Origin of the sequence: Chryseobacterium sp. FH1 (genome assembly GCF_000735135.1) — a bacterium.
Taxonomy (GTDB): Bacteria; Bacteroidota; Bacteroidia; order Flavobacteriales; family Weeksellaceae; genus Epilithonimonas.
Genome location: NZ_JPLZ01000006.1, coordinates 1,453,005 through 1,476,279 on the forward strand (window position 1 = coordinate 1,453,005; position 23,275 = coordinate 1,476,279).

Genomic DNA, 23,275 nt, shown 5'->3' on the forward strand with positions numbered 1-23,275 from the left:
AAATAAATCAAACACAAACAATATGTCAAAAAACGCCAATTTTCAAGTTGACCCAAAGTTAGCTGAACTGTTAGGAGAAACTTACAAATCAACTGAAGATGCCACAAAAGAATTGGTTGATAATTCATACGACGCCGATGCCGATAATATATGGATTACTTTGCCCGAAGTTCTAACTAACGATGCCGTCATAACTATTGTTGATGATGGTACAGGTATGAAAGAACAAGAACTCAGAACAGAATATCTGAAGATTGCAAGCAGCCGACTATCAAGGAAAGGCGAAAAGACATTGCTTAAGGGCAGAAAGGTTAAAGGTAGAAAAGGTATTGGTAAGTTTTCAGGATTAATGGTTGCTGCTGTAATGAATGTAACTACAAAAGCAGGCGGAAAACAAACAACTGTTTCTATTTCGAAAGATGAACTTGCAAGAGAGAAATATGATTTAGAAAAAGTAAATCTACCTATTACCGTAACTGACTGTTCGAAAGAAGAACATGGTACAACAATAACTTTAATTGGACTCAATCAGAATTTTAATTATCCTAATCCAGATAAATTAAAACAAATCTTGGTTTGGGACTATGGTAGAGTTTCGGACTTGAACATATTTGTAAATGGAGAAAAACTAGGAGTACAGGATTTTCAGGGCAAAACTATTACAAAAGAATTGCCGTTGGAAAATGGCAGTGTTGCGCAAGTAGTTTATACAATTACAGATAAGCCTGTTCCGTATGATGGTCTTATTTATCGAGTAGGTGGTAAAATAGTTGGACGACCGGAAAATTTCTTAAAGGAAGATGAATTGGTACCTGATAAATTAAAGAAAAGACTTGTTGGTGAGATAATCTGCGATGAGTTGGAAGATTTTGTAACCGCGGATTGGGGAGGAATTATTGAGAATAGCAAACTGAATGAAAGTATTAAGAAAGAAGTAAAGGAAGAATTACACACTTCATTTACCGAAGTTTTTAAAACTGATATGCATTTAGCCAAACAAAGACATCAGCAAAAAATTAATCGTGAATTACAGAAGCTACCAGAATACAAACGGCAATTTGCAGAGAAGTCATTGCATAAGGTCTTAGAAAAGTTTTATGGAGAACCAGAGGAGAAAGTGAATGTAATAATTTCGGTAATGGTTGATGCTTTGGAAAAAGACTATTACTGGAATGTTGTTCAGAATATAGAAAATTCAAAAGATGGAGACATCGAAAAGATAGCAGATGCCTTATCAGAGTTTGGTTTTGTTGAAATGGCTGTAATGACTAGTCAAGCTACAAGTAGATTAAAGTTTCTGGACGAATTGGACCTATTAAATAATAATCCTAAAACTTTAGAAGCTACAATACATAAAGCTTTGGAGAACAACTTATGGGTATTTGGAAATGAATATACTCTGATGTTTTCTAATAAAACCCTGAAGATTGCTGTACAAGATATGCTTGGGAAGAAATTTACTGGTAAAAGAGCAGACAAAAGACCAGATTTATTTTTAGGAGAAGATATTCTTAGAAGGCATTTGCTAATTGAGTTTAAAAAACCTTCTGCTACTATTGGCAGAGATGCTGAAAGTCAAGCTTTAAAATATCGTGACGACTTGAACTCTGTAATTCATAGTAAAAATATCCAAATCATTATCATTGGCGGAAAGGTTAACTCGGCTATCTCATCACACAATGAAAGAGATGATGTTAAGATGATAAGCTATTCTGATTTAATTTCTACTGCGAGAACGCAGTTGGATTGGTTGCTGAAGGAATTGAAAAGTGAGTAGTGGAAAAATTTAAACAATCTTCTACATTGGAGAATGATATTAGTAATGATGTGGTTACTGGGAAAAAGAGCGTGAGTTGAGAAAGTAAAAAAACTAAAATTAATAACTAAGAAAACAAAAATTGAATGTGTGCATCTTACGGAGATAAGCGAAAAAGAGGATTCTTTGAATCTTCGGCAAATAAGATTTTTACTGGGATAAGGGAAATTGTTCCCCAATATGCTGAGAAAAGAGCAATCTGGGAATTATTTCAAAATGCGTTAGACACCGTAAAGGAAAATGGAATTATTGAAATTGCAAAAACAGATAATGGTTTATTGTTTAAGCATAATGGCAGATCGTTTACAGATGATGAATTTGGAGGGCTGATAAATCAATACAGCGTGGGAAAATCTTACGGAGACAATAGTGAGCAACTTGGTCAGTACGGAACAGGTTTTTTGAGCACTCATATTTATGGAAAAAAAATATTGGTCAATGGCTCTTTATTAACAGATGATAATAGCTATAGATTGTTAAATGATTTTGAGATTGACCGTGATGCTTTCAGTATAGATGAACTTACAGATAAACTTATTGCGCAAGATGATAAAATAGAAATGCTCTGTGATGATATAGAATTAGCAGAAAAAACTTGCTTATGTTATACTTCTTTTGAATATAAAGCATCTGCTAAAAGTAAAGAACATATTGACTCTATGCTTCAATATGTTGAAACAGTATTACCCTACATATTTTGTTTTAATGATAAACTTTCGCAAGTTAATCTTACTTATGATAATATTTCATTAAAATATGAAAGAGATGAGACTTCTGATACAGAGGTTTCGATTAAGATAAACGACCAACCAATAAAAATACCAGTACTAAAAGACAAAGAAAATAAGATTGTGGTAGTGCTGGCAAGTGAAGAACGTGTAATCGATGAGATTCCTAAACAATTTTTGTTTTATCCTCTAATGGAAACTGGCAATGCAGGTTATAACTTTATTATTCACGCTAATGATTTTAAACCCAATAGAGAAAGAGATTATTTACACAAAATAAAGGAAAATGAGGAATTAAAAATCGATGTTGAGGCAAATGAAAACTTATTACAGATAGCATTTAAATTAGCGCTAAAAAGGATTAATGAAGATGAAGATATATCAATTGTAGATATGGCTAAAATTTCATTCAACGCTTCTGATTCTAGTTTTGAGAAAGAATTGAAAAGTGATTTCATTGAAAATATTAAGGATCTCAAACGTATTGAATTTGACACTGAAAAATATGCTCTTAGTGATTTACAGTTCTTTGACAAGTCGATTTTATTGTTAGAAGAATATGCAAAAAAAGAAGTATTCCAATTATTAAAGCAATTTCGTAAAATACCACCTTATGAAACGTATTGTTTTCTTAGTGAATACATAAATACTTGGAACGAAAATGCAAATAAGAATTTCGATACTATATCATTAAATGATCTCGCCGAAATTATCGAAAATGAAGGAGGAGGAAATTATGCATTTTTAAATGATAAAAAATCTTATAAAGAATTTGTAAATCAGATTAGTACAGATATTACTATTCTTAATAAAGTTGCTCTTATTCCTAATATTCACGGCGATTTCAAAACGCTTGAAAGTCTTGTAAAATGGGATAATAAAGAAGATTTACTTATAGATGTGATGGATAATATAAATGCATCAGTTAGCGAAAAATATATTCATCAAGATTTTGAGTTTATTAATAATGTAAATATCTATACAAGAGAAAAGTTTAAAGAAGATTTTAGCAAATTTTGTAATGAGTTATTAGATAATCTGGAAAAAGAAAAAGTTTCCCTCTCTTCAAAGGGAATCAGATATATATACCTGACAAAGTTTCTAAATAAATTCATTGGATTAAATAGAAATACGCAGTTAAATATTGACCTTTATTCATTTTACAATAAGATATATAATTTTTCAACAATGTTTGAGGGATTATCTTCGCCAACTGTTGAAGTAAATTATCAACCAGCGATTAAGTTACTCGCAAATATATATATCAAAAATATTGTCAAAAATGACATTAAATCTAATATTGATGATTTAAAAGAAATCATCGGGATAATGTATACTAACACAAATCTTAAAGAGGAGCTTTTGCATAAAATGGAGTGTATTCCAAATCAAAATTTTTGTTTGAAGTCGCAGTCTGTTTTAAAGAAAGATAGTGTAAAAGACGAAGATTTCAAGGATGAATGGAACAAAATTTTAGGAGGAGATATTCGCAATGACTTAGTGCTTGAAGGCTTTGAAGGTTTTCTTCAGCACAGTAGTTTTGTGTCAGGTTCTGAATTAGGGAATCAAATAGAACAAAAGCTTAATAGCGAAAGAAAATTTATTCCTGTAGATAAAGATATTTTGGAAACTGTAATTAGATTAATTGAAAAAATTTCCTCAAATCAAGATACTTGGGGGAGTTGGTTAAGGGAAATAAATGCAGTAAAGGAAGAAATTCTAATGTATAAATTTCAGGATGAAAGTACAAGACAAAGTTTATTTAGTATTCTTTCTGTTAAACCTGAAAAGATTAATTTGTTAGGAGAACTTGCAAAAATTGATAATCTTAGTGATTTAATCCGTGCAGGTAAAGAGAAACAAAAAGAGGAGGCTAGAAAATCAAATCATTTAATATACATAAATGAAGTTGGATTAAGAATCCAAAATATAATTGAAAGTGAATTGAATTCTTCATTGAGAGATACTATAAAAATCATAGAATCAACATCGGATGAGAAATTAAAAAGTGTTGAAGAACAAAATGGGCAAGATTTTATAATATACAAGTCAGGTAGACCTATATACTATATTGAAGTTAAATCAAGATGGGATATAGAGGGAATAGTTGCTTTAAGTAAAAGACAAGTAGAATGTTGCTCTCTTAATAAAGAAAATTACGCTGTAATAACTGTGAATGTTGCTAATTACAAATCTAAAAACAAAATAGATATTGAAACTATTTCTTTTATAGATTTAGCAGATGATGTAAAGGTAAACGTAGACTTAGGAGATGGTTTTGAAAAATTAATTAAAGAGAATGAAGAATCTGAAAAGATTCCTGAAAAAACTAAGTTAATAGAATTTAGAGGTCACATACCTCAGAAGAGAATTGAAACAAATGGTATGTCGTTCGAAAAATTTATTGGTGACCTTAAAGAAATTATGATTAAGGCTTAAATATTTAGTAAAGTAATTCTAAATATTGATAAAAAAAACAATTACAACATAGACACAATACTGAAAATTAATAGTATGGAAATAGACGCACAAGTTAAAAGTATATCAAAATTAAAGGATTATTTCTTCATAGTTCCAGATTATCAAAGAGAATATGTCTGGAAACCAGAAGATCAGGTAGAGCAGTTTCTAATAGATATCGATAACGAATACGATGAGGATGTAACAAAACAAAAAGGTTACTTTATCGGGTCAATAATAATTGTGGCCAATAAAGAAAAATTTGATGTTATTGATGGACAGCAAAGACTGACTACAATAATTCTTACTTTATGTGCCTTTCGAGATTTATTACAAGGGGTTGATTTAGATAGAAAACAAGAGCAATATCTTAAAAATATTGAGGAACTTCTATCCGATTTTGATATGGATAGTGATGAAACTCAAATGCGATTAGAATTGCAGTATGAAGAGAGTAAAGGTTATTTGGAATCATTAATTTCCAAAACAAATTTCAACGATTTGAAGTCTCCTTCGATTATTAAGATGGAGCAAGCCTATTACAAAATCAAGAATCATTTAGAAAGTTATTTAAATGATAGCGTTGAGTCAATAACAAACTACGCAAAATATTTTCTTACTAAAATAGAATTAGTTCTAATCGAATCAGAAAATCTAAGTAGTGCATTAAAGATTTTCGAAACAATTAATCAGAGAGGAGCTGGACTCAATGCAATGGATTTGGTGAAAAATCTTTTGTTCAGTAAAGCTAAGCCTGCCGATTTTAATCACATTAAAGATATATGGAAAGAAATAGTTCACAATCTACAAAAATGTAAAGAAGATAATACACCTTTACGATTTCTTAGGTATTTTCTCATGTCTAGATATTATGATGGAATTTTGAGAGAAGATGATATTTACAAATGGTTTTTATCTGAAAAGGGTAAAAATGATACTAAATATGAAACTCAGCCACTTATTTTCGCCAAGGAATTAAAAAAAATGTCTAAAAGGTATTCTGATTTAGTCATTGCAACGGAGTTAATAAAAGACGGTGGAGAATATCCTAATATTACCAACATAGGATTTATTAATAAATATAAATCGAGACAACATCTAATCCTATTGATGGCGCTTAATGAAATCGCAACTATAGATGTTATTGAATATTTAGGCAAGCAAATAGAGAGTTTCTTTTTTTACAGTGTGAGTTTAGGGATTCAGGCTAAAAACAATGAAAATCAATTTACTAGATGGGCAATAAAACTTCGAAATAAAAACACTATTGATGAAGTTGCAGAAGTTATCGAACAAAATATGGTACCTTATATCAAAGAAAGGTTAGGTGAATTTTTAGTCAAATTTCCCACTTTGACTCACTATCACTATAGTCCACTTTATAGAGAAAGATATGTCTTGGGGATGATTGAGAATACAATATTAGCAAAATCTAATTTTCCGATAAAAGGAAAAGATTATCTGTATAATTTACAAATTGAACATATACTACCTCAAACTCCAAAGAATGATATTTTAACGGAGGAATTTGAAAGTAAACACGACTATTCTAGTTATGTATATCGTTTAGGAAACGTTACTTTGATTGAGTCAACGATAAATCAAGCAGTCAATAACTTCAATGATTTGAACAGCGATTGGTTTGAGAAGAAACAGAATGAATATAAAAATTCTGGAATTATTTCCACTCAACTGCTTGATGATGAATTTCAAATAGGTGCAAATACTGCTCTAAATAGATTCAAAAATGAGTACAGTTTTGAATTTGAAAAATGGGATAAAGAATCTATCAATCAAAGACAGGAGAAATTGCTAAATTTAGTTTTTGAAACTTGGAAGTTCAATGATAAACCAATAAATCTTTAATGACCAGCAAAACTAACGAACTCGCCCTCGAAACTGCCATAGAAAAAGCCCTCTGCGGTATTTCGACAGAAGATATTAAAAGCGGAATAGTTTCCGAACCGAATGAGCCCTATAGCAGTAACGGTTATCGCATCGGCAATCCGGCAGATTTCAATGCAAAATATGCATTGGATGAAGTGCGATTTTGGGATTTTTTGGAAACGACTCAAAAGGAAGAATTAGAAAAACTCAAACGCCAGTCGGACTGGAAAATAAAAGTGTTAGACCGTTACGACAAGCTGGTAAAAAAGTATGGTGTTTTGCGTTTGCTTCGCAAAGGTTTGGCGGTGGATGATGCGCATTTTACATTATTCTATGTAGCTCCTTTGCAAAACAGCAGTCAGAGCATCAAAGATAACTTTGAAAACAATCAGTTCAGTGTTACCCGACAGTTAAAATATTCCGTTGCCAATCCGCTGGAGGAAATTGATATGGTGATTTTCATCAATGGCATTCCTATTTCAACCATAGAATTGAAAAATCACTGGACCGGACAGAATGCGAAAGTGCACGGTGTAGACCAATATAAGTACAAGCGTGATATTACCCAGCCATTGCTGAATTTCGGAAGATGTATTGTGCATTTTGCAGTGGATACCGATGAAATTTATATGACCACCAAACTGGACGGAGCCAATACTTTTTTTCTGCCGTTTAATCTTGGTAATAATTTTGGGAAAGGAAATCCGCCCAACCCTTTCGGACATAAAACTTCCTACTTTTGGCAGGATGTTTTGCGTAGAGAAAGCATTGCCAATATCATTCAGCATTTTGTAAGATTTGACGGTGCAGAGAGCGATGCGTTGAGCAAAAAGACGTTATATTTTCCAAGATACCATCAGCTGGATGTCGTACGCAGACTGATAAAAGATACAATTCAAAAAGGTGCCGGTGAAACTTATCTGATTCAGCACAGTGCAGGTTCGGGAAAATCCAATTCCATTACCTGGCTTGCCTATCAGTTGATAGAAGCCTATCCTGAAAGCGATGCTGTTTCCGGAACTAAAACTACCAATCAACCTTTGTTTGATTCTGTGATTGTCGTGACAGACAGACGATTACTGGATAAGCAATTAAGAGATAACATCAAAGAATTTTCAGAAGTTAAAAATATTGTAGCACCTGCTTACCGTGCTGCTGATTTAAAGTCGGCTCTGGAAAATGGAAAAAGGATTATTGTGACAACCATTCAGAAATTTCCTTTCATTATTGAAGGCATCGCTGATATGAGCAGTAAACAGTTTGCTGTAATTGTAGATGAAGCGCACAGTTCGCAATCGGGAAGTTCTGCCGACAAACTGAATGAAGCCATTGGAAATAAAGGTGAAGATTCAGATGCGGTAGATTATCAGGATAAGATTCTCGAAGCGATGAAAGCCACAAAAATGACTAAGAACGCTTCCTATTTTGCTTTTACGGCTACACCAAAAAATAATACGCTGGAGAAATTTGGAGTAAAACAGGAAGATGGCTCTTTTAAACCTTTTCATTTGTATTCGATGAAACAGGCGATTGAAGAAGGATTTATTCTCGATGTATTAGCTAACTATACAACATATAGGAGTTACTATGAAATTGAAAAATCAATTGAGGATAATCCATTATTTGATACTTCCAAGGCACAGAAAAAATTAAGAGCTTACGTAGAAAAACATAAGCAAACGGTGGGTACGAAAGCTGAAATAATGCTGGATCATTTTTCCTCATCGGTGGTGAATACCAAAAAGCTGAAAGGCAAAGCCAAAGCTATGGTTGTCACCCAAAGTATAGAATCTGCTATCCGTTATTATCAGGCATTGCAGCAACTGTTGAATGGCAGAGGAAATCCTTTTAAAATTGTCATTGCATTTTCAGGGACAAAAGAAGTGGATGGTATTGAATACACCGAAGCCCAAATGAATGGCTTTCCGGAAAGTGAAACCAAGGATAAATTTGATGAAGACGAATACAGAATGCTGGTGGTTGCCAATAAATACCTCACCGGATTTGACCAACCGAAACTTTCTGCAATGTATGTGGACAAAAAACTACAGGGTGTATTGGCGGTGCAAACTTTATCAAGATTGAACCGTTCTGCCAACAAGCTGGCTAAAAAAACCGAAGACCTCTTTGTACTGGATTTCTTTAATACAGTGGAAGATATCCAAACTTCGTTCGATCCTTTTTACACCTCAACAACACTAAGCGGTGCAACAGATATCAACGTTCTCCACGAATTAAAAGACAGTCTGGATGATTCAGGAATTTACGAGCACTCGGAAGTTGAAGATTTTAATGAGAAGTACTTTACTAAAGTGGATGCTCAGTTTCTAAGTCCGATAATCGATATGGCAGCGCAACGTTTTGTTTCAGATTTAGAATTAGAGGAGAAAGACAAAGCAGATTATAAAATCAAGGCAAAACAGTTTGTTAAGATATATGGACAAGTTGCAGCTATATTGCCTTATGAAATGATTGCGTGGGAAAAGCTTTTTTGGTTTTTGAAATTTCTGATTCCAAAACTAAAAATTGAGGATAAAGACAACGATTTGTTGGATCAGCTTTTAGAGTCAGTTGATTTATCTACATACGGTTTAGAAAGAGTAAAATTAAATACTCAAATTTCTCTTGATGACTCTGAAACACAGGTTGACCCACAAAACCCTAATGTGCGTGGTGCACACGGAGAAGAAGAAAAAGATGAATTGGAAAATATCATCAGTGGATTTAATGAGAAATGGTTTCAGGGTTGGGAAGCTACGCCGGAAGATCAGAGAGTAAAATTTATTTCTTTAAGCAAATCTGTACAGGCACATCCTGATTTTAATATGAAAGTTGCTCAAAATGCAGATGACCAAAACAGAGAATTAGCTCTGAAGAAAATACTGGATGATGTTATGTCGCAGCATAGAAAACAGGAATTAGAGCTGTATAAATTATACGCGCAAGACCCATCTTTCTATCAGGCCTTTTATAATACGATTAAGCAGGTAGTGAATGTGAGATAATAATATATCTACAAAATAAACGGTTTGGAAAGTAATTATTTTTAAACCGTTTATTTAACCTTTATCTGAATCGCAGTGTACCCATTTTTTAATTTCTTTTTTTAAGAATCTAGTCATCATCAGCATATCCTTTTCCTACATGATCCTTTCCTACAAATCAATTTACTTTGTACAGTGAAACTAACTTCTTAATCAGAGAAATAAAATCTCTTTCCAAGCACTCACTCATCTTAAAAGTAAAAATACCAACTCTCGTTGGTATCTTATTCATTTAAAAGTTTAAAAAATTGTTCAACAGTAATTTTATTACTTTAATTTAAAATCAAATAGTTCCTGTGGATGCACATCTAATCCTTTGGCTAACTCTTGAATAGTAGAAATCCTAATATCTACTTCCCCTTTTTCTATTTTGCTAATATTACTATGATCCACATCGCATTTTTGAGCCAACTCTCTATAACTTAAATTTAGCTTTTTTCTAAAGATCTCAACTCTTTTACCAAATGCTATTCTAAATTCTAATTTGTCCATTGCGGTTAACTTTTAATAGACAAAATGATAAGATTTTAATAAAATTATGTAGTCGAATTAACCTACATTGATAAAAATATCTTATATTTGCTAAATAAGTTACAATAAAGGTAACTTTGCAATACTTCAAAATTAATAATCGAAGCTATTGCTTAGATTCTCGACTAGAAAACTGGTAATTTTTATGTGTACGGGAAGATAAGTAAATTAGCTCACGACCGCGGCGTGGGCTCTCTTATCGTACACGGGTATACCAGTGCCTCTAGTCAATAAGTTGAGTTCCACGCCTTTTCTTTTGGGCAAAATGTAGTGAGTGTATTTTCAATGTTGTAGAGAATTCATACGGAAATCTAGGCAGTTCCTTCCGGCAATAATTTGCTAAAAGAAACACTGCTTATGAAAAAAAATAATTCTTCACCCCGAAATCTGACCGATCTTCAGCTCTACGAACTGCTAAAAAAAGGTGACACTACCTCTCTTGGACATATCCATCTACGCTACAGAAGGCTTCTTTTCTGGATCGGGATGCACTTACTTAAGGATGATTTTGTGGTGGACACGCTAGTTCAGGATGTCTTTCTCAAATTATGGTTGCACCGGGACGCGATAGAGACGCCTGATCATATTCTTGGCTTCTTACGCTTTGTGATGAAAAGGGATTGCATCTCGTATTTCAATGCGCCTAGAAATAAATTTAACCGCTTGGTTGCTTCCCTCGAAAGTTTTGAGAATTATCAGGATTATCTCGTCGGTTATGATCCCCTGCATGACAGAGAGAATCTCCTCAGCCAGGAATCAGACCAGAAAAATTTCGATGAGGTCACAAAGGTCTTACCCGTTCTGGCTCCCAAAAGAAAACACCTGATCGAGCTTTGCCTGGAATATGGCTTCCAATACAAACCCATTGCAGAGGCTATGGGAAGCAGTGTGACAGGCATCAGCAATGAGGTGAGCAGAGCCATAGATGACCTTCGTAAAATTCTGAATAGAAATTCTTTTGAACAGCCACAGGAAAAAGCGCTCAATAATAAAGTGCAGTCAGAAAAACTCAGCAGTCAACAACTCGATATTCTGAAAAGAAGGTTTGAACAGAGATCATCATTTGCAGTCATTGCCAAAGAACTCAAATTACCTGAGAAGGAAGTCCATAGGGAATTCCTGTATGCCTATCAACATTTGCAAAATCAAAACATTTCTGAAATACCACTTTGAAATGGAAAGATCCACGATAACATTGACCCGAAAAATTCAGCTGCTGATAGATGTTCCACCCGATGAGAAAAATGAGGTGTGGGAAAAACTCTATCGGTATCAGAACCGCTGTTTCCGTGCGGCAAATTTAATTGCTTCCCATCTGTATGTTCAGGAGATGATCAAGGATTTCTTTTATCTCACAGAAGAGATCCAATACAAGTTGGCAGATTCAAGCAAAGACGAAATGGGAATGCTCAACCGTTCCAAAACAAATACAACGGCACGCTTGGTCTTTGACCGTTTCAAAGGAGAGATTCCCACCGATATCTTAGGAAGCCTGAACAATACGATCCAATCCACCTTTTCCAAAAATAAGGCAGACTATTGGCAGGGAACAAAATCTTTGAGGAACTTTAAAAAAGACATTCCAATTCCGCTTCCGGTCAAATGCATCAGCAAAATGAGATATGATGCCGAAAAGAAAGCGTTTTGCTTCAATATGTTCGCGATTCCGGTCAAAACCTACTTAGGGAGAGATTTCTCAGACAAACGGCCGATCATGGAACGCCTATTAAAAACAGAGATCAAGCTCTGCAACTCACAGATCCAGCTAAAAGCAGGAAAAATATTTTGGCTTGCCGTATTTGAATTTGAGAAAGAAGAACATCTCTTAAAACCCGAGATCATCGCAGAAGCCTCCCTGTCTTTGGAACATCCCATCGTAGCAAAAGCCAACAATGTGCGGATCAACATCGGTTCGAAAGAGGAGTTTCTCTATCGCAGATTGGCGATCCAGGCAAGCCAGAAAAGGATCCAAGCTAGTGTCGAATATGCGCGTTCAGGACATGGAGCCAGACGCAAACAAAAGGCACTGTACAAAACAGAAGATTTGGAAAGCAGGTATGTCAGCCATCGGCTTCATCTGTACAGCCGGAAGCTGATTGATTTCTGCATCCAACAACAGGCAGGAACATTGATCCTCAAAGATCAGGAAGACAAGATAGGCATTGCAAAGGAACAGGAATTTGTACTCCGCAACTGGAGTTATTATGAGCTGCAGACAAAAATAAAATACAAAGCAGAAAAGGCGGGCATCGAATTGATCAATAGGATAGCTAAAAAAAATAACGAGGGTGCTTGTAAACCCGTAGGGTGAGGTCATGAACACTCACTAAATACTCAATAAGTATATACAACGGCGTGGGCTTCTTTTTTTAATGGAAAAGCTTGTCAATAAATAGAAATTTAAGTAATTCGGGATAATTACTTTTTCATAGTAAAGGCTCAACTAATTCGGTTGAGCCTTTTTAGATTTTCAATTTTATATTAAACCTGCAACTATTTTTGAGACAAAATTCATATATTTTCTATGTTAAATTTTGCATCGACTAGACATTAAATTTTGATAATCTCTTATTGTTAAATTTCTTAAAGCCGAAATCGAAGATTCGATATAGTCTATGCCTGATATTACTCCTGCGACGTAAAGGGAAGGAAGGGTTTGGGGAAATAATTTTTATGAAATTTGAACATTTTTATAATAAATTAAAGTATTTTAGCTATGTCAACCAATTTGTTGATAGAGATCGAATGGTGAAATTCAGGATTTGTAAAAGCATCTATATTGTACTATTTTCTTTAGTACAAGTCTTTCTGTTTGGCCAATCTCAGACCGTTATCCTTACGGACCAACAAATTGAAAAACCCATATCGCTACAAAATTCCCACTGGAGGTTTCATCCCGGAGATAAAATAGAATTTGCGAGTCCGGCATTTTCTGATGAGTCGTGGGAAATTATTTCTAATACCAATTTCGGGAAAGATAAATACAGCAGAGCACCAATGCCAAAAGGCTGGACGGGAATTGGCTGGTTTAGAATTTGGGTTCAAAAATCGAACTCAAATTTAACCGATACTTGGGCAATGTCAGTCAACCACGATGGCGCATCAGAAGTCTATCTGGACGGAAAAAAAATAATGACCATAGGAAAAGTTGATGATTCAAAAGAAGATATGGTGGCAAGTAGGCAACCCTACCTCAGTATTCCGCTCGCAATTACCGATACCGCTACCCATGTTATCGCAATAAGGTATTGCAATTATAACGCAGCATTTCCCAATTTTTACGGATTTCAGGCTAGTTTGCAGGACTTGCATCAGATGAATGCGAAGCAAAAGGCGGATAAATTCGTAATGGATCAATTGCTGATGAGCGTTGCTGCCGCCTGTATTTTGATTCTTTTGCATCTCTTGATTTTTATCTTTTATCCAAAACAAAAAATTAACCTTTACTATGTTCTATTTGTTGCTTGCGTAGCCATTGGGTTGTATTCACGTTATCAAACCTTTGTTACTACAAGTCCGGCTCAGCAAGTCTTTTATTGCAAGATCTTCATGGGATTTGTTACGCTTCATCTCACGTTTGGATTTCTTTTATTATACTATGCGGCTTTTGGCAAATTACCAATCAAACGAACTATTCTTATGCTTTTGGCATCAGTACCGATCGCGGTTTATTTTCTATTTAATTGGTATGATACGTGGAATGACAGCAAATTAGATTGGTTTCAGAATTGGCATCAAAATATATTTTTGCTGGTTTTTTTTACTGATGCGGTATTTTTCTTGCTCAAAGCCATCAAAAATGGAAACAAAAAATTGTGGTTGCTTCTTGTCGGAATGTTCATATTTATAGTAATGGGAACTATAGCAGGTTCTAACCAGTTTGGATGGTTTACCCTGCAACAGGTGATGGTTTTGTTTGGTTGGGGCAATCTATTAATGCCTCTTATGTTTTCAATTTATTTGGCGATCGATATTGCTGCAACCAATAGAAATCTCGCTTTTCAACTGGTAGAAAACAAAAAGCTGTCCGAAGAAAATCTGGAAAAGGAACTAGAAAAAAACAGACTTATCTCCGAGCAGGCGGATCATCTTGAAAAAACAGTTCTACAAAGAACGGCGCAAGTTCGGGATCAGGCAGAAAAATTGCAAGAGATGGATGCTGCCAAATCTAGATTTTTTATAAACCTGACGCACGAATTCAAGACACCGCTGACACTGATTATTAATCCTGCGAAAGAACTGTTGCAAAATCCAGACAAAGAAACAGCAAAGCAATATGCCAAATATATCCTGAAAAACAGCGAACGTCTTTTGCAACTCATTAATCAACTTTTGGATCTGAGCCGTCTCGAAAGCGGGCAAATGAAGGTGGACTATCGAAATATCGACATCGTGAAATGGCTGGAATTGCACGTGAAGCAATTTGGTTCCTTAGCGGAGCACCATTATCTTGAACTGAAATTTGAAACTGGGCAACAGGAACTTTGGGTACAAACGGATCTTGACAAGCTTGAAAAAATTGTACAGAATTTGGTTTCAAATGCGATAAAATTTAGTGAGAAAAATGGTTCTGTAGATGTCATATTCCAAAAATTGAATGAAAACTATTTTGAAATTAAAGTAATTGATAAAGGAATTGGTATTAAAAAAGAAAAATTGCCCTATATCTTTGATCGGTTTTATCAAGCAGACACTTCTGATTCTCGCGATAGGGAAGGTGCAGGCATCGGATTAGCTTTAGTGAAGGAATTGGTGGAACTTTTAAACGGAAGTATTGAGGTCAATAGCGAAGAAAATAAGGGCTCAACTTTCACTGTAAGATTACCCTATTTCTCTGCGGATAAAAATTCTGAAGAAACGGTCACATCATCTTTATCTGAAATATACGACAGCCACAGCAGTATCGAATTAATTGACGATGAAGAAGATCAGCAAACTAAAGAAACCATTTTAATAGCGGAAGACAATGAGCAACTTCGTGAATTTATAGAAATTACGTTAAAGAAAAACTATCAAGTCCTGTCAACCAGTAACGGCGAAGAAGGAATACAAATAGCCCAGGAAACAATACCCGATCTGGTGATCACCGATCTTATGATGCCCAAAAAAAACGGATATGAACTCTGCGATACACTCAAAAATGATGAGCGCACAAGCCACATTCCCATTGTTATGCTAACGGCAAAAACCGATCAGGACAGCAAGATCCAAGGGATAAAATCCGGTGCCGACGCATACCTTGCAAAACCGTTCGATAAAACAGAATTAATAGCCATCATCGAAAATCTCATTACGACACGTCAAAAACTAAGATCAAAATTTTCTCAAAATAAGGGTTGGCTGAGCGAAATTTCCAAATTACCATCAATAGAGCAATCATTTTTATCAAAAATAAAAGACATTATTAATGATCGGATAGATGATGCGCAGCTAAGTGCAGAATCCTTGGGGAGCGAAGTTGGTCTTAGCCGAACGCAACTCCACAGGAAACTCAAAGCATTGATCAACCAAAGTCCAGGTGAGCTTTTGCGCACCATTCGTATGCAAAAAGCGCACGAACTGTTGGAAAAAAAGACAGGCTCTATTGCGGAAGTAGGTTTTATGGTAGGCTACGGAAATCCTGCAAATTTTTCTACCAGTTTCGCAAAACATTTTGGCTATCCACCAAGTGCAGTTAATAAAGATTAGTTTTTAAATACACTAGAATTTAGCACAAATCCCTGACTTTTCAGATTTTCAAATATCTTTTTAATGTTTTAATGCTTGATTTTGCGCCTTAAGGTTTTTAATTGGCAACAAATTCAAATTAATATGCAACAAAATCAAAACACACAATAATAATTCGTTTAAACGCACAATATCAAAAGCATTTGCAACAACAGCAAATGCTTTTTTTTGTTTCTGAATGTAGCTTTGGACTATCGAAATAAAGAAATATCCAATAACTTATTAAATCTTACAATTATGAAAACTTTAATTTTTAGCCTTATTACAACTTGTTTGTTGATGTCTTGCCAGAATAATAATTCAAAAACCGATACTTCCGTAATTGGTGATTGGGATGCCCATCTCCGCCATAATGGAAAACCGTATGTTTTGAAGGCGCATTTTGGTGCAGATAATAATTATGAAGGATTTACCGACGGAAAATTATTCGTCACCGGTAAATATACAATCAACGGAGATGTTATGATCATCTCCGATTCACTTTGTAATGAGCACTACGAAGGGAAATACAAAATTGCATTTTTTGCTAAAGATTCTTTGCGTTTTTCTGTGATTGAAGATACTTGCAAAATGAGAAACCAAGGAATAAACGGACTTGCAGTTAAGAGATTACAATAAAAAAGCAATTTCCAGCTTTACTCATTTTGGTAATACTTCTAATCATTGTCTTGATCTACACACCTGACTGAGTTTAGTTAAGAATTCAAATCTATTATAGGGTCTGTTAGTAGAAAAACATCCAATCAATCTAAATAATTATGTCATTATGAAAACACTTAAAATAATTTCGATATTTCTGCTGATGATTGGTTTGATGTCTTGCAGAAGAGACGATAAAGAACCAGAAGTTGTTGAAGATTCTTTTGATATTACAGATTATGTGCTTGTAGCATTGGCAAAGGATGATAACCAATCATCAACTTTTATTCTAACTTTTGAAAAGGAGGCTCAAGGAAAATCTATTGAGTATCACACCTTTGCCCCGATTGAAGGCTATAATTATACTTACACTTTTGTAGATGGCATCGTAAAAATTTATAGTGCAGGTTACGTTGTCAGAGAATTTAAGATTCAAAATAAAACGATTGTATCAGCCAATAATGCGGATCAACTTAATTATAAATTATCATTAGTGAAAATTTCAAATATAAACCAGCTCAATGGCAATACCTATGTTGGATCGTGGAGAGTTCCGGGAACAAATACCCAATATGCTGTAAATTTAAGGTTCTCTGGCACTCATTACTCCGAATCATATCCTAATCCGATTGATCCTAATCAGGAATATAAGATTATAAAAAACGTCGCTGCATATTCAATTGAAGCGAACAAACGATCTCTATGGATTCTGGTAGATGGTAAATTAGAGGGGTACAGGCAACTTTTTCCTCTTGCTCAGCAGATTGGAACTTTCCAAAAACAATAATTTCAAAATAAAAATTATTATGAGTACCAATATTTTTAATGTGCATTTTAGGGGCATACTACGAATCAGTTTACTTCTAATCATAAATATCAATCAAGTTTTGCAAGCACAAGACCTTACAACTCCACAAGTTGTAGGTCAGCCTTCCGGAAGAAGAATGACTACTCCAATTCCATTCGATGTCAAAGGTGTAGCATTTTCGGAAATACGCAATAGTGTATGGTCACCTCAGTCCGAGATTGTGAGTGAATTTCAAGTAAGCTATTACAGAGAAGGTGACCCGAAACAATATGTAAATAAAAGCATCAGCAAAGTGAGTCTTGCCCCATACGGAAATTGGCAGTTTCACAAGCTCTATGTAGAACCTTTGCCATACCATAAACCCAATGTAAAGCTTGTTAAAGGAAAAACAGAATATTCATTATTTATCTATCAACTCTACCAAGGCAGAACATCTGCAATATGGAATGCGGCTATAGACATAGACGATTACAAAAGGTGGAAAACAAAGGATATTAAAAATGGTCCAATCATCGTACATCCGAAGGACAAGGTCATTCTCAATCCTCAACCCATTCCACCGAAAACGCCATCTAAAAAAAGATAATCATTAAGCAATCTTAAAAAATTTCATTATGAAAACAAATATTTTATACCTATCCAAAGCATTACTTTCATTAGTTTTTATAATTATATTCAGTCTAAATGTTAATGCCCAATCAGGTGAAAAACTGAAAAGAAAACCAAAACCGAGCAGTCAGGAAATAGAAAACAAACCTGCTATTACCTTTCCAACGGCTGGTTCTGTAATAGACGGACCGTTTGTAATAATAGGAAAAGCAGAACCTAATACTTATATCAATCTGAGGGTTTCTCCTATATATAATTTTCCTGCAAATCCATCAGGTAAACCAACCTTACGAATAAGTACAAAAGAGCACAATCCACAGGAATTCAGCATCAAAGCAGATGAGAAAGGCATTTGGCAAAGCCCGCCTATCCAGGTTTTGTTTGATCCGAAGGCCATTGATACAAAAATATTTGCCTTTGTTTCTCAAAAATCAGGGTCAAAGTACTACGAAAGCAAAAACATCGAATACAAAACTTCGCCAAAATTATTTCTGAAAACCGTCCCGATGAAAATACCGGCAATGGAAAACAATACGAATGAATCTTCAGGAAAACCACAAAAAGACGAACCTCTTATCAAAGGCGGTGCTATTTCCAATTTCAAAATCATTTCACCGTTTGATAACAAAAACGTGGGCAATGATGGGTTTTACGTTAGCGGAGAAGCTCCGGAAGGCGCATTGGTAAGAGTGGAAGTTCGATTTTCCGGTTACAAATCCAAATCAGAAATAAAAATTGGCAATGTAGGTCCAATATTTCCAATCCCGACGATTGATAAAAATACCACTACAGTCAACAATGCGATTTGGGGAACTTACAATGTGCGTTACAATTCCTTAATGAAAATGTGGATTACGGACGAAATCAAACTGATTAAAAAATCAAATGACTATTCCTATTGGGCAAACACTTATACCATTACGGCAAGTCTTATAAATGAAAAAGGACAAGCCGTGAATTCTAAAACCATCCAAGTTTCCCGAATGAAAACCAAAGCCATCTGATGAAAAAGCTAATATTAATTAACCTGATATTCTTCCTGATTGCCAATTTTTATCAAGCGCAGGAACTTACAGATTGTTTAAAAGAAATTGAAAAAGAAAATGTGGGTAGCCTCAGCAAGATAAAATTTGAAAGAATAATTGAGCTAGACGAAGATAGAAAGGTATATGAATTTTCCATAAAAAGCGATAGACGCTGTATGGATTGTTATAATGGTCGAATCTTCTATGACAGCCATTGTAAGCAAGTCGCACGATTTGGAATTGGAAGAGGAGTAGACAAATTTGTAGCAGATGGCTATACCGCAGGCGATTTCGGGATTCCTAAACTACCAAATAGAAACCTGGAGAATATAGAGAATTCATTGTTTTATATTTCTAAAAACGAAGCGAAGGAATTGAAGGGTTTTGAATATGATGACCAGATTGAGATATCTCCAAAAGAAGGCTTAAAACATTTTCGTAAAGGAAAATTAATCAACACCTATAAAATCATTCCCGGAAAATTTTCATCCACAGAAATGAATGCTCCACGTATTTACTATTTGCCCTCATTTCAGTTGTATTTTAAAGTTGTGGAACGTGTATTTTATGTCACCAAAACAACATTTCAGGACGATGTTCTCACCAATAAAATAGATGAAGATGATTGGGTTAAAGCTTTTCATCTCATAAAGCAAAAATTAAAATGATTATGAAGAATATCATCATCTTATGTGGTGCTTTCTTATTCCTCATTACAAACAACGAAGTCAAAAGCCAAAGCAAGAAACAGAAAGACGTCACGATTGTATACCCTAAAAACAATCAAAAAGTTAGAGGTGCACACATAATCGAACGGTTAACACAGCATTCTGGAAAAATAATACGACAGTCACCATCTCTTCAGAAAACTTTCCAGGAGCAGTAAATTACATTTTCACAATAGGCGGTGATGTCTACATATGTGGTTATAAAACCAATAATTCACTCATTTGCAAAGGTCTGGGAAAATGGGGAAGCTCTAAACCTTACAGACGCGGCTCTAATAATGCAGTTGCAAAGGGGATTTTTGTGACAGAAACCCAAGAGTAAAATAAGCAGAATTGATATCATAAATAAGATTTTATAAACTAGAAAAAGATAACGTTATGAAAACATTGAAATTAATTTGTTTTTTAATGCTCATTTTAAGCTTATCAGCTTGTAATAGAGAAAATGATGAACCTGAAACTATCAATACCAATGTTTCTGCAGAGGATTTGTTGGGATATCAAATGTATTGGGCACTTCAGTTTAACGGAGGAGGAGATTCATACATACGTTTTATGTATTTTGATAAGACAGGAAATACCATCAAAGCTACAATAGATGGCATAAACAACAGAACCATAAAAGAAGTGAAGGTAGAAAATAACATCCTTTCCATAGACCTCAACAATAATGGATCGGTAATGTACACCTTCGAACTGGAGAAAAATAATGATGGTACTGTACTGGTGAAATCGGCCAAATATTACGACATCAACCATCCCAATGATAAGTTAGGAGATGGTGCTGGCATCATCCCTTTATCTAAATTTTCTTCGGTAAAGGGAACCACTTTTAAAGAGGTTAATGGCACAACAATCATTCGGTTTAATGCCGATAATACTTTTTTATCAGGACAACATCCTAACAATACCGGAAGCTATTATGAATGTGGCGTTGGAGGCTTTAAAGCAAGCATTAACAACGAAACCTACTTTGGTTTTAAACTGACTGAGCAAGGAAAGCTGTTTATACTTCTACAATATACAGGGGACTTCAAAATATACAGCTACGAAAATTACTAATGCTTAATTGGTGGATTAAATTTATCTTTTGCGTATGTATTTGATTATTAATTGTTTAATAGATTGATGGAATTGTCAGAATATGAAAATATTTTGATTGAAATGCTTTTTATGAATTTGTGAAAGATAAACTTCCCGAATTGGTAATACATATGACCTTTAAAAAAAATAAATATCTGCATATGAAAAGAAGAAATTTTATAACAACAGCACTGTTGTCGATTCCTGCATTTTCCTTAGCAAATCTGCTTTCAGAACCTAAGAAAAAAAAATTGCAAAATGAAAAACCCTACCATTTAAAATCCAACGAAAGTCGATTTTTTGGGAAAACTGCAAGTGCCGAAAATCTGCACGGAAGATGTATCGTTTCATCTGCCGATACTGATAGCCAATTGTATATAAGTTCTGCCTCAAAACTTACAAATGCTGAGATTGGCGGACCCGCATTACACATTCATCATCAAAGCGATGAGATATTCTTTGTCGCTTCCGGAGAGTTTTTATTTCAAATAAACGATGATGTTTTTTTTGGCAACGAAGGTGATACTGTTTTCGTTCCGAAAGGCGTTCCGCATACTTTTGCGAATCCGGTAGCAGGAAATCCAGGAAATCTGGTCATCATCCATCAGCCAATTAATGAGAATTTGGAGAAGTTTTACGAATTATTTTGTAAAATCGGTTATATGAACGAAAAGATATTGCAGGAAAACATTTCTCCCGAACTTCTCCAGGATATTATGAAAAATAATGTATATGTGGGTCCGCCGATAGATGTGGAATCTGCAATGAAAAATTTGACAATTAATCATTAACACTAAAGCACTTTATTATGAAAACCAATTTTTATTTTATCAAAAACAGCATTAAGCTTTTAGCTTTTTTCATGCTCGGAAACGCCAATGCGCAAAGAACTGCATATTTCTCGAACGATACTGATTTGCCAATTCCAGACAATTCTACATTGGCTTCTTTACCGATAACAGTAAGTGGAATCCCAAATGGTTCACATCTTTATTATCTCAATCTAGGAGTCAGAATGGATCACTCATTTGTAGGAGATTTGACCATGCGTTTACAAATGCCTAATGGAGGGACAATCGGGTTGATGCATCGTCCCGGTACAAATGCTGTTACAGGAGCTCCTTATGGCAATATGGCAAATTTGTCTTCCGCCAATATGATTTTGTTTGATGACTATTCAGCAAAAATCAGCGAACAAATTGGGGCGGACTTGACTAGCAATGAAATCATACCTCAAGGAGCATTCCGTACAAGTTGGAACAATTTGGAAGGAACTCCAACCTATCAATCTTTTTCCGAGATTACGGCAAAAAATGTGGGTACTGTAAATTCTAACTGGACTATTTATCTGATGGATAAAACGGGTGGTGACAGTGGAACATTGACTTATTCGGAACTTCTCATGAAATATGACGATTATTGTGTGCCCTTTTTTGAAAATAGCTTTGAACATATTACAAATGTGAGTTTTGCTGGTCTCAATCAGAACTCAGGAAGGTTTGCGTATGATCATCCCGATTACCAAACAGTAGCATCAACAGACAATTCCACTCCTGTAAAGCAAGGAAAAACGTATCCGATTTCTGTTTCTATAACGCTCGGCATCAATGAATATATCTATGCTTTTATCGATTGGAACCAAGACAAAGATTTTGACGATGCAAATGAAATTTACACCATTGCTTCTAATGTTTCTGCACAAGGACCGCATACAATTAATATCACTATTCCGGAAGATGCTGAGCTGGGAGAAACACGTATGCGTATCATGCTGGGGTACAGTGAACCCAATCCGAGCCCATGTTACAAATTGTCTAACACATTCTACGGAGAAGTAGAAGATTACACGCTTTTGGTGGAAGAAAATTTGGGTGTCGAAGATTTTACGGCAAAAGAAAAAACGATTGCTTACCCCAATCCAGTAACCGATTTTGTGAAATTTAAATCTCAAAATAACATTCAACAAATTCATATTTACAATGCAAATGGTCAAGAAGTTTTGGCTCAAAAATTTAGTTCTAAAAATGCAGAGTTGAATTTAGCAGGGTTAACTTATGGTGTTTATGTAGCTAAAATCCAAACCGATATAGGAACGGAATCCGTAAAAATCATCAAGAAATAATTCAACAAAAAAAATATTTCTAAACTTTTGCAACTTATTTCTGATTGTAAGTTGCAAAAGTGATGAAA

The 23,275-nt window shown here is 34.7% G+C and carries 16 protein-coding genes; 15 read left to right on the plus strand and 1 reads right to left on the minus strand.

Features of this window, described 5'->3' with window-relative positions; translation table 11 throughout:
- Window positions 1–22 precede the first annotated feature (22 nt).
- From IO90_RS13535 to IO90_RS13550, 4 genes are all read left to right on the plus strand, one after another.
- The gene (locus IO90_RS13535; RefSeq protein ID WP_034967543.1) at window positions 23–1,777 is read left to right on the plus strand and encodes an ATP-binding protein; all 1,755 of its coding nucleotides are present in this window, start codon (window positions 23–25) and stop codon (window positions 1,775–1,777) included.
- 125 nt (window positions 1,778–1,902) lie between these two features.
- On the plus strand, window positions 1,903–4,983 hold the full coding sequence (locus tag IO90_RS13540; protein WP_034967546.1) for a sacsin N-terminal ATP-binding-like domain-containing protein: 3,081 nt from the start codon (window positions 1,903–1,905) through the stop codon (window positions 4,981–4,983).
- A gap of 75 nt (window positions 4,984–5,058) precedes the next feature.
- Window positions 5,059–6,870, plus strand: a complete 1,812-nt coding sequence (locus IO90_RS13545) for a DUF262 domain-containing protein (protein ID WP_034967549.1) — start codon at window positions 5,059–5,061, stop codon at window positions 6,868–6,870.
- Entirely contained in the window at window positions 6,870–9,896 is a 3,027-nt protein-coding gene (locus IO90_RS13550; protein WP_034967553.1) for a type I restriction endonuclease subunit R, read from the plus strand. Before IO90_RS13545 ends, IO90_RS13550 begins: the two co-directional genes overlap by 1 nt.
- A 306-nt stretch (window positions 9,897–10,202) precedes the next feature.
- On the opposite strand, the gene IO90_RS13555 is transcribed toward IO90_RS13550, so the two are convergent.
- The gene (locus tag IO90_RS13555) at window positions 10,203–10,427 is read right to left on the minus strand and encodes a helix-turn-helix domain-containing protein (protein WP_034967556.1); all 225 of its coding nucleotides are present in this window, start codon (window positions 10,425–10,427) and stop codon (window positions 10,203–10,205) included.
- Window positions 10,428–10,823: 396 nt separating this feature from the next.
- On the opposite strand from IO90_RS13555, the gene IO90_RS13560 reads away from it, so the two are divergent.
- The 11 genes from IO90_RS13560 (at window position 10,824) to IO90_RS13615 (ending at window position 23,207) form a co-directional block, all read left to right on the plus strand.
- A complete protein-coding gene (locus tag IO90_RS13560) occupies window positions 10,824–11,639 on the plus strand; it encodes an RNA polymerase sigma factor (RefSeq protein WP_051878688.1) in 816 nt (271 codons plus the stop codon).
- Between the two features lies 1 nt (window position 11,640).
- On the plus strand, window positions 11,641–12,777 hold the full coding sequence (locus tag IO90_RS13565) for a hypothetical protein (RefSeq protein WP_051878690.1): 1,137 nt from the start codon (window positions 11,641–11,643) through the stop codon (window positions 12,775–12,777).
- Window positions 12,778–13,139: 362 nt separating this feature from the next.
- Window positions 13,140–16,154: an ATP-binding protein gene (locus tag IO90_RS18480; protein WP_051878693.1), complete on the plus strand. Its 3,015-nt coding sequence runs from the start codon at window positions 13,140–13,142 to the stop codon at window positions 16,152–16,154.
- Window positions 16,155–16,430: 276 nt separating this feature from the next.
- The gene (locus tag IO90_RS13575) at window positions 16,431–16,811 is read left to right on the plus strand and encodes a hypothetical protein (RefSeq protein WP_131450887.1); all 381 of its coding nucleotides are present in this window, start codon (window positions 16,431–16,433) and stop codon (window positions 16,809–16,811) included.
- Window positions 16,812–16,959: 148 nt separating this feature from the next.
- Window positions 16,960–17,619 carry a hypothetical protein gene (locus IO90_RS13580; RefSeq protein WP_131450889.1) on the plus strand — a complete coding sequence of 220 codons (660 nt, stop codon included), beginning with the start codon at window positions 16,960–16,962 and terminating at the stop codon, window positions 17,617–17,619.
- Window positions 17,620–17,638: 19 nt separating this feature from the next.
- Window positions 17,639–18,226: a hypothetical protein gene (locus tag IO90_RS13585; RefSeq protein ID WP_131450890.1), complete on the plus strand. Its 588-nt coding sequence runs from the start codon at window positions 17,639–17,641 to the stop codon at window positions 18,224–18,226.
- Between the two features lie 28 nt (window positions 18,227–18,254).
- Complete coding sequence (locus IO90_RS13590; protein ID WP_034967570.1) at window positions 18,255–19,253, plus strand: hypothetical protein; 999 nt, start codon at window positions 18,255–18,257, stop codon at window positions 19,251–19,253.
- A complete protein-coding gene (locus tag IO90_RS13595) occupies window positions 19,253–19,942 on the plus strand; it encodes a hypothetical protein (protein WP_034967573.1) in 690 nt (229 codons plus the stop codon). Before IO90_RS13590 ends, IO90_RS13595 begins: the two co-directional genes overlap by 1 nt.
- Before the next feature lie 468 nt (window positions 19,943–20,410).
- Entirely contained in the window at window positions 20,411–21,064 is a 654-nt protein-coding gene (locus tag IO90_RS13605) for a hypothetical protein (RefSeq protein WP_034967579.1), read from the plus strand.
- Between the two features lie 182 nt (window positions 21,065–21,246).
- A complete protein-coding gene (locus IO90_RS18485; RefSeq protein ID WP_165570281.1) occupies window positions 21,247–21,876 on the plus strand; it encodes a cupin domain-containing protein in 630 nt (209 codons plus the stop codon).
- 17 nt (window positions 21,877–21,893) lie between these two features.
- A complete protein-coding gene (locus IO90_RS13615) occupies window positions 21,894–23,207 on the plus strand; it encodes a GEVED domain-containing protein (RefSeq protein ID WP_034967581.1) in 1,314 nt (437 codons plus the stop codon).
- Window positions 23,208–23,275: the final 68 nt, after the last annotated feature.

Bases quoted from the DNA above. Each gene is read 5' to 3' on its own strand.
- IO90_RS13535 (WP_034967543.1), top strand. From the start codon at position 23: ATGTCAAAAAACGCCAATTTTCAAGTTGACCCAAAGTTAGCTGAACTG.
- IO90_RS13545 (WP_034967549.1), top strand. From the start codon at position 5,059: ATGGAAATAGACGCACAAGTTAAAAGTATATCAAAATTAAAGGATTAT.
- IO90_RS13580 (WP_131450889.1), top strand. From the start codon at position 16,960: ATGAAAACACTTAAAATAATTTCGATATTTCTGCTGATGATTGGTTTG.
- IO90_RS13555 (WP_034967556.1), bottom strand. From the start codon at position 10,427: ATGGACAAATTAGAATTTAGAATAGCATTTGGTAAAAGAGTTGAGATC.
- IO90_RS13615 (WP_034967581.1), top strand. From the start codon at position 21,894: ATGAAAACCAATTTTTATTTTATCAAAAACAGCATTAAGCTTTTAGCT.
- IO90_RS18485 (WP_165570281.1), top strand. From the start codon at position 21,247: ATGAAAAGAAGAAATTTTATAACAACAGCACTGTTGTCGATTCCTGCA.
- IO90_RS13560 (WP_051878688.1), top strand. From the start codon at position 10,824: ATGAAAAAAAATAATTCTTCACCCCGAAATCTGACCGATCTTCAGCTC.
- IO90_RS13550 (WP_034967553.1), top strand. From the start codon at position 6,870: ATGACCAGCAAAACTAACGAACTCGCCCTCGAAACTGCCATAGAAAAA.
- IO90_RS18480 (WP_051878693.1), top strand. From the start codon at position 13,140: ATGAAATTTGAACATTTTTATAATAAATTAAAGTATTTTAGCTATGTC.
- IO90_RS13575 (WP_131450887.1), top strand. From the start codon at position 16,431: ATGAAAACTTTAATTTTTAGCCTTATTACAACTTGTTTGTTGATGTCT.
- IO90_RS13585 (WP_131450890.1), top strand. From the start codon at position 17,639: ATGAGTACCAATATTTTTAATGTGCATTTTAGGGGCATACTACGAATC.
- IO90_RS13605 (WP_034967579.1), top strand. From the start codon at position 20,411: ATGCTCATTTTAAGCTTATCAGCTTGTAATAGAGAAAATGATGAACCT.
- IO90_RS13590 (WP_034967570.1), top strand. From the start codon at position 18,255: ATGAAAACAAATATTTTATACCTATCCAAAGCATTACTTTCATTAGTT.
- IO90_RS13540 (WP_034967546.1), top strand. From the start codon at position 1,903: ATGTGTGCATCTTACGGAGATAAGCGAAAAAGAGGATTCTTTGAATCT.
- IO90_RS13595 (WP_034967573.1), top strand. From the start codon at position 19,253: ATGAAAAAGCTAATATTAATTAACCTGATATTCTTCCTGATTGCCAAT.
- IO90_RS13565 (WP_051878690.1), top strand. From the start codon at position 11,641: ATGGAAAGATCCACGATAACATTGACCCGAAAAATTCAGCTGCTGATA.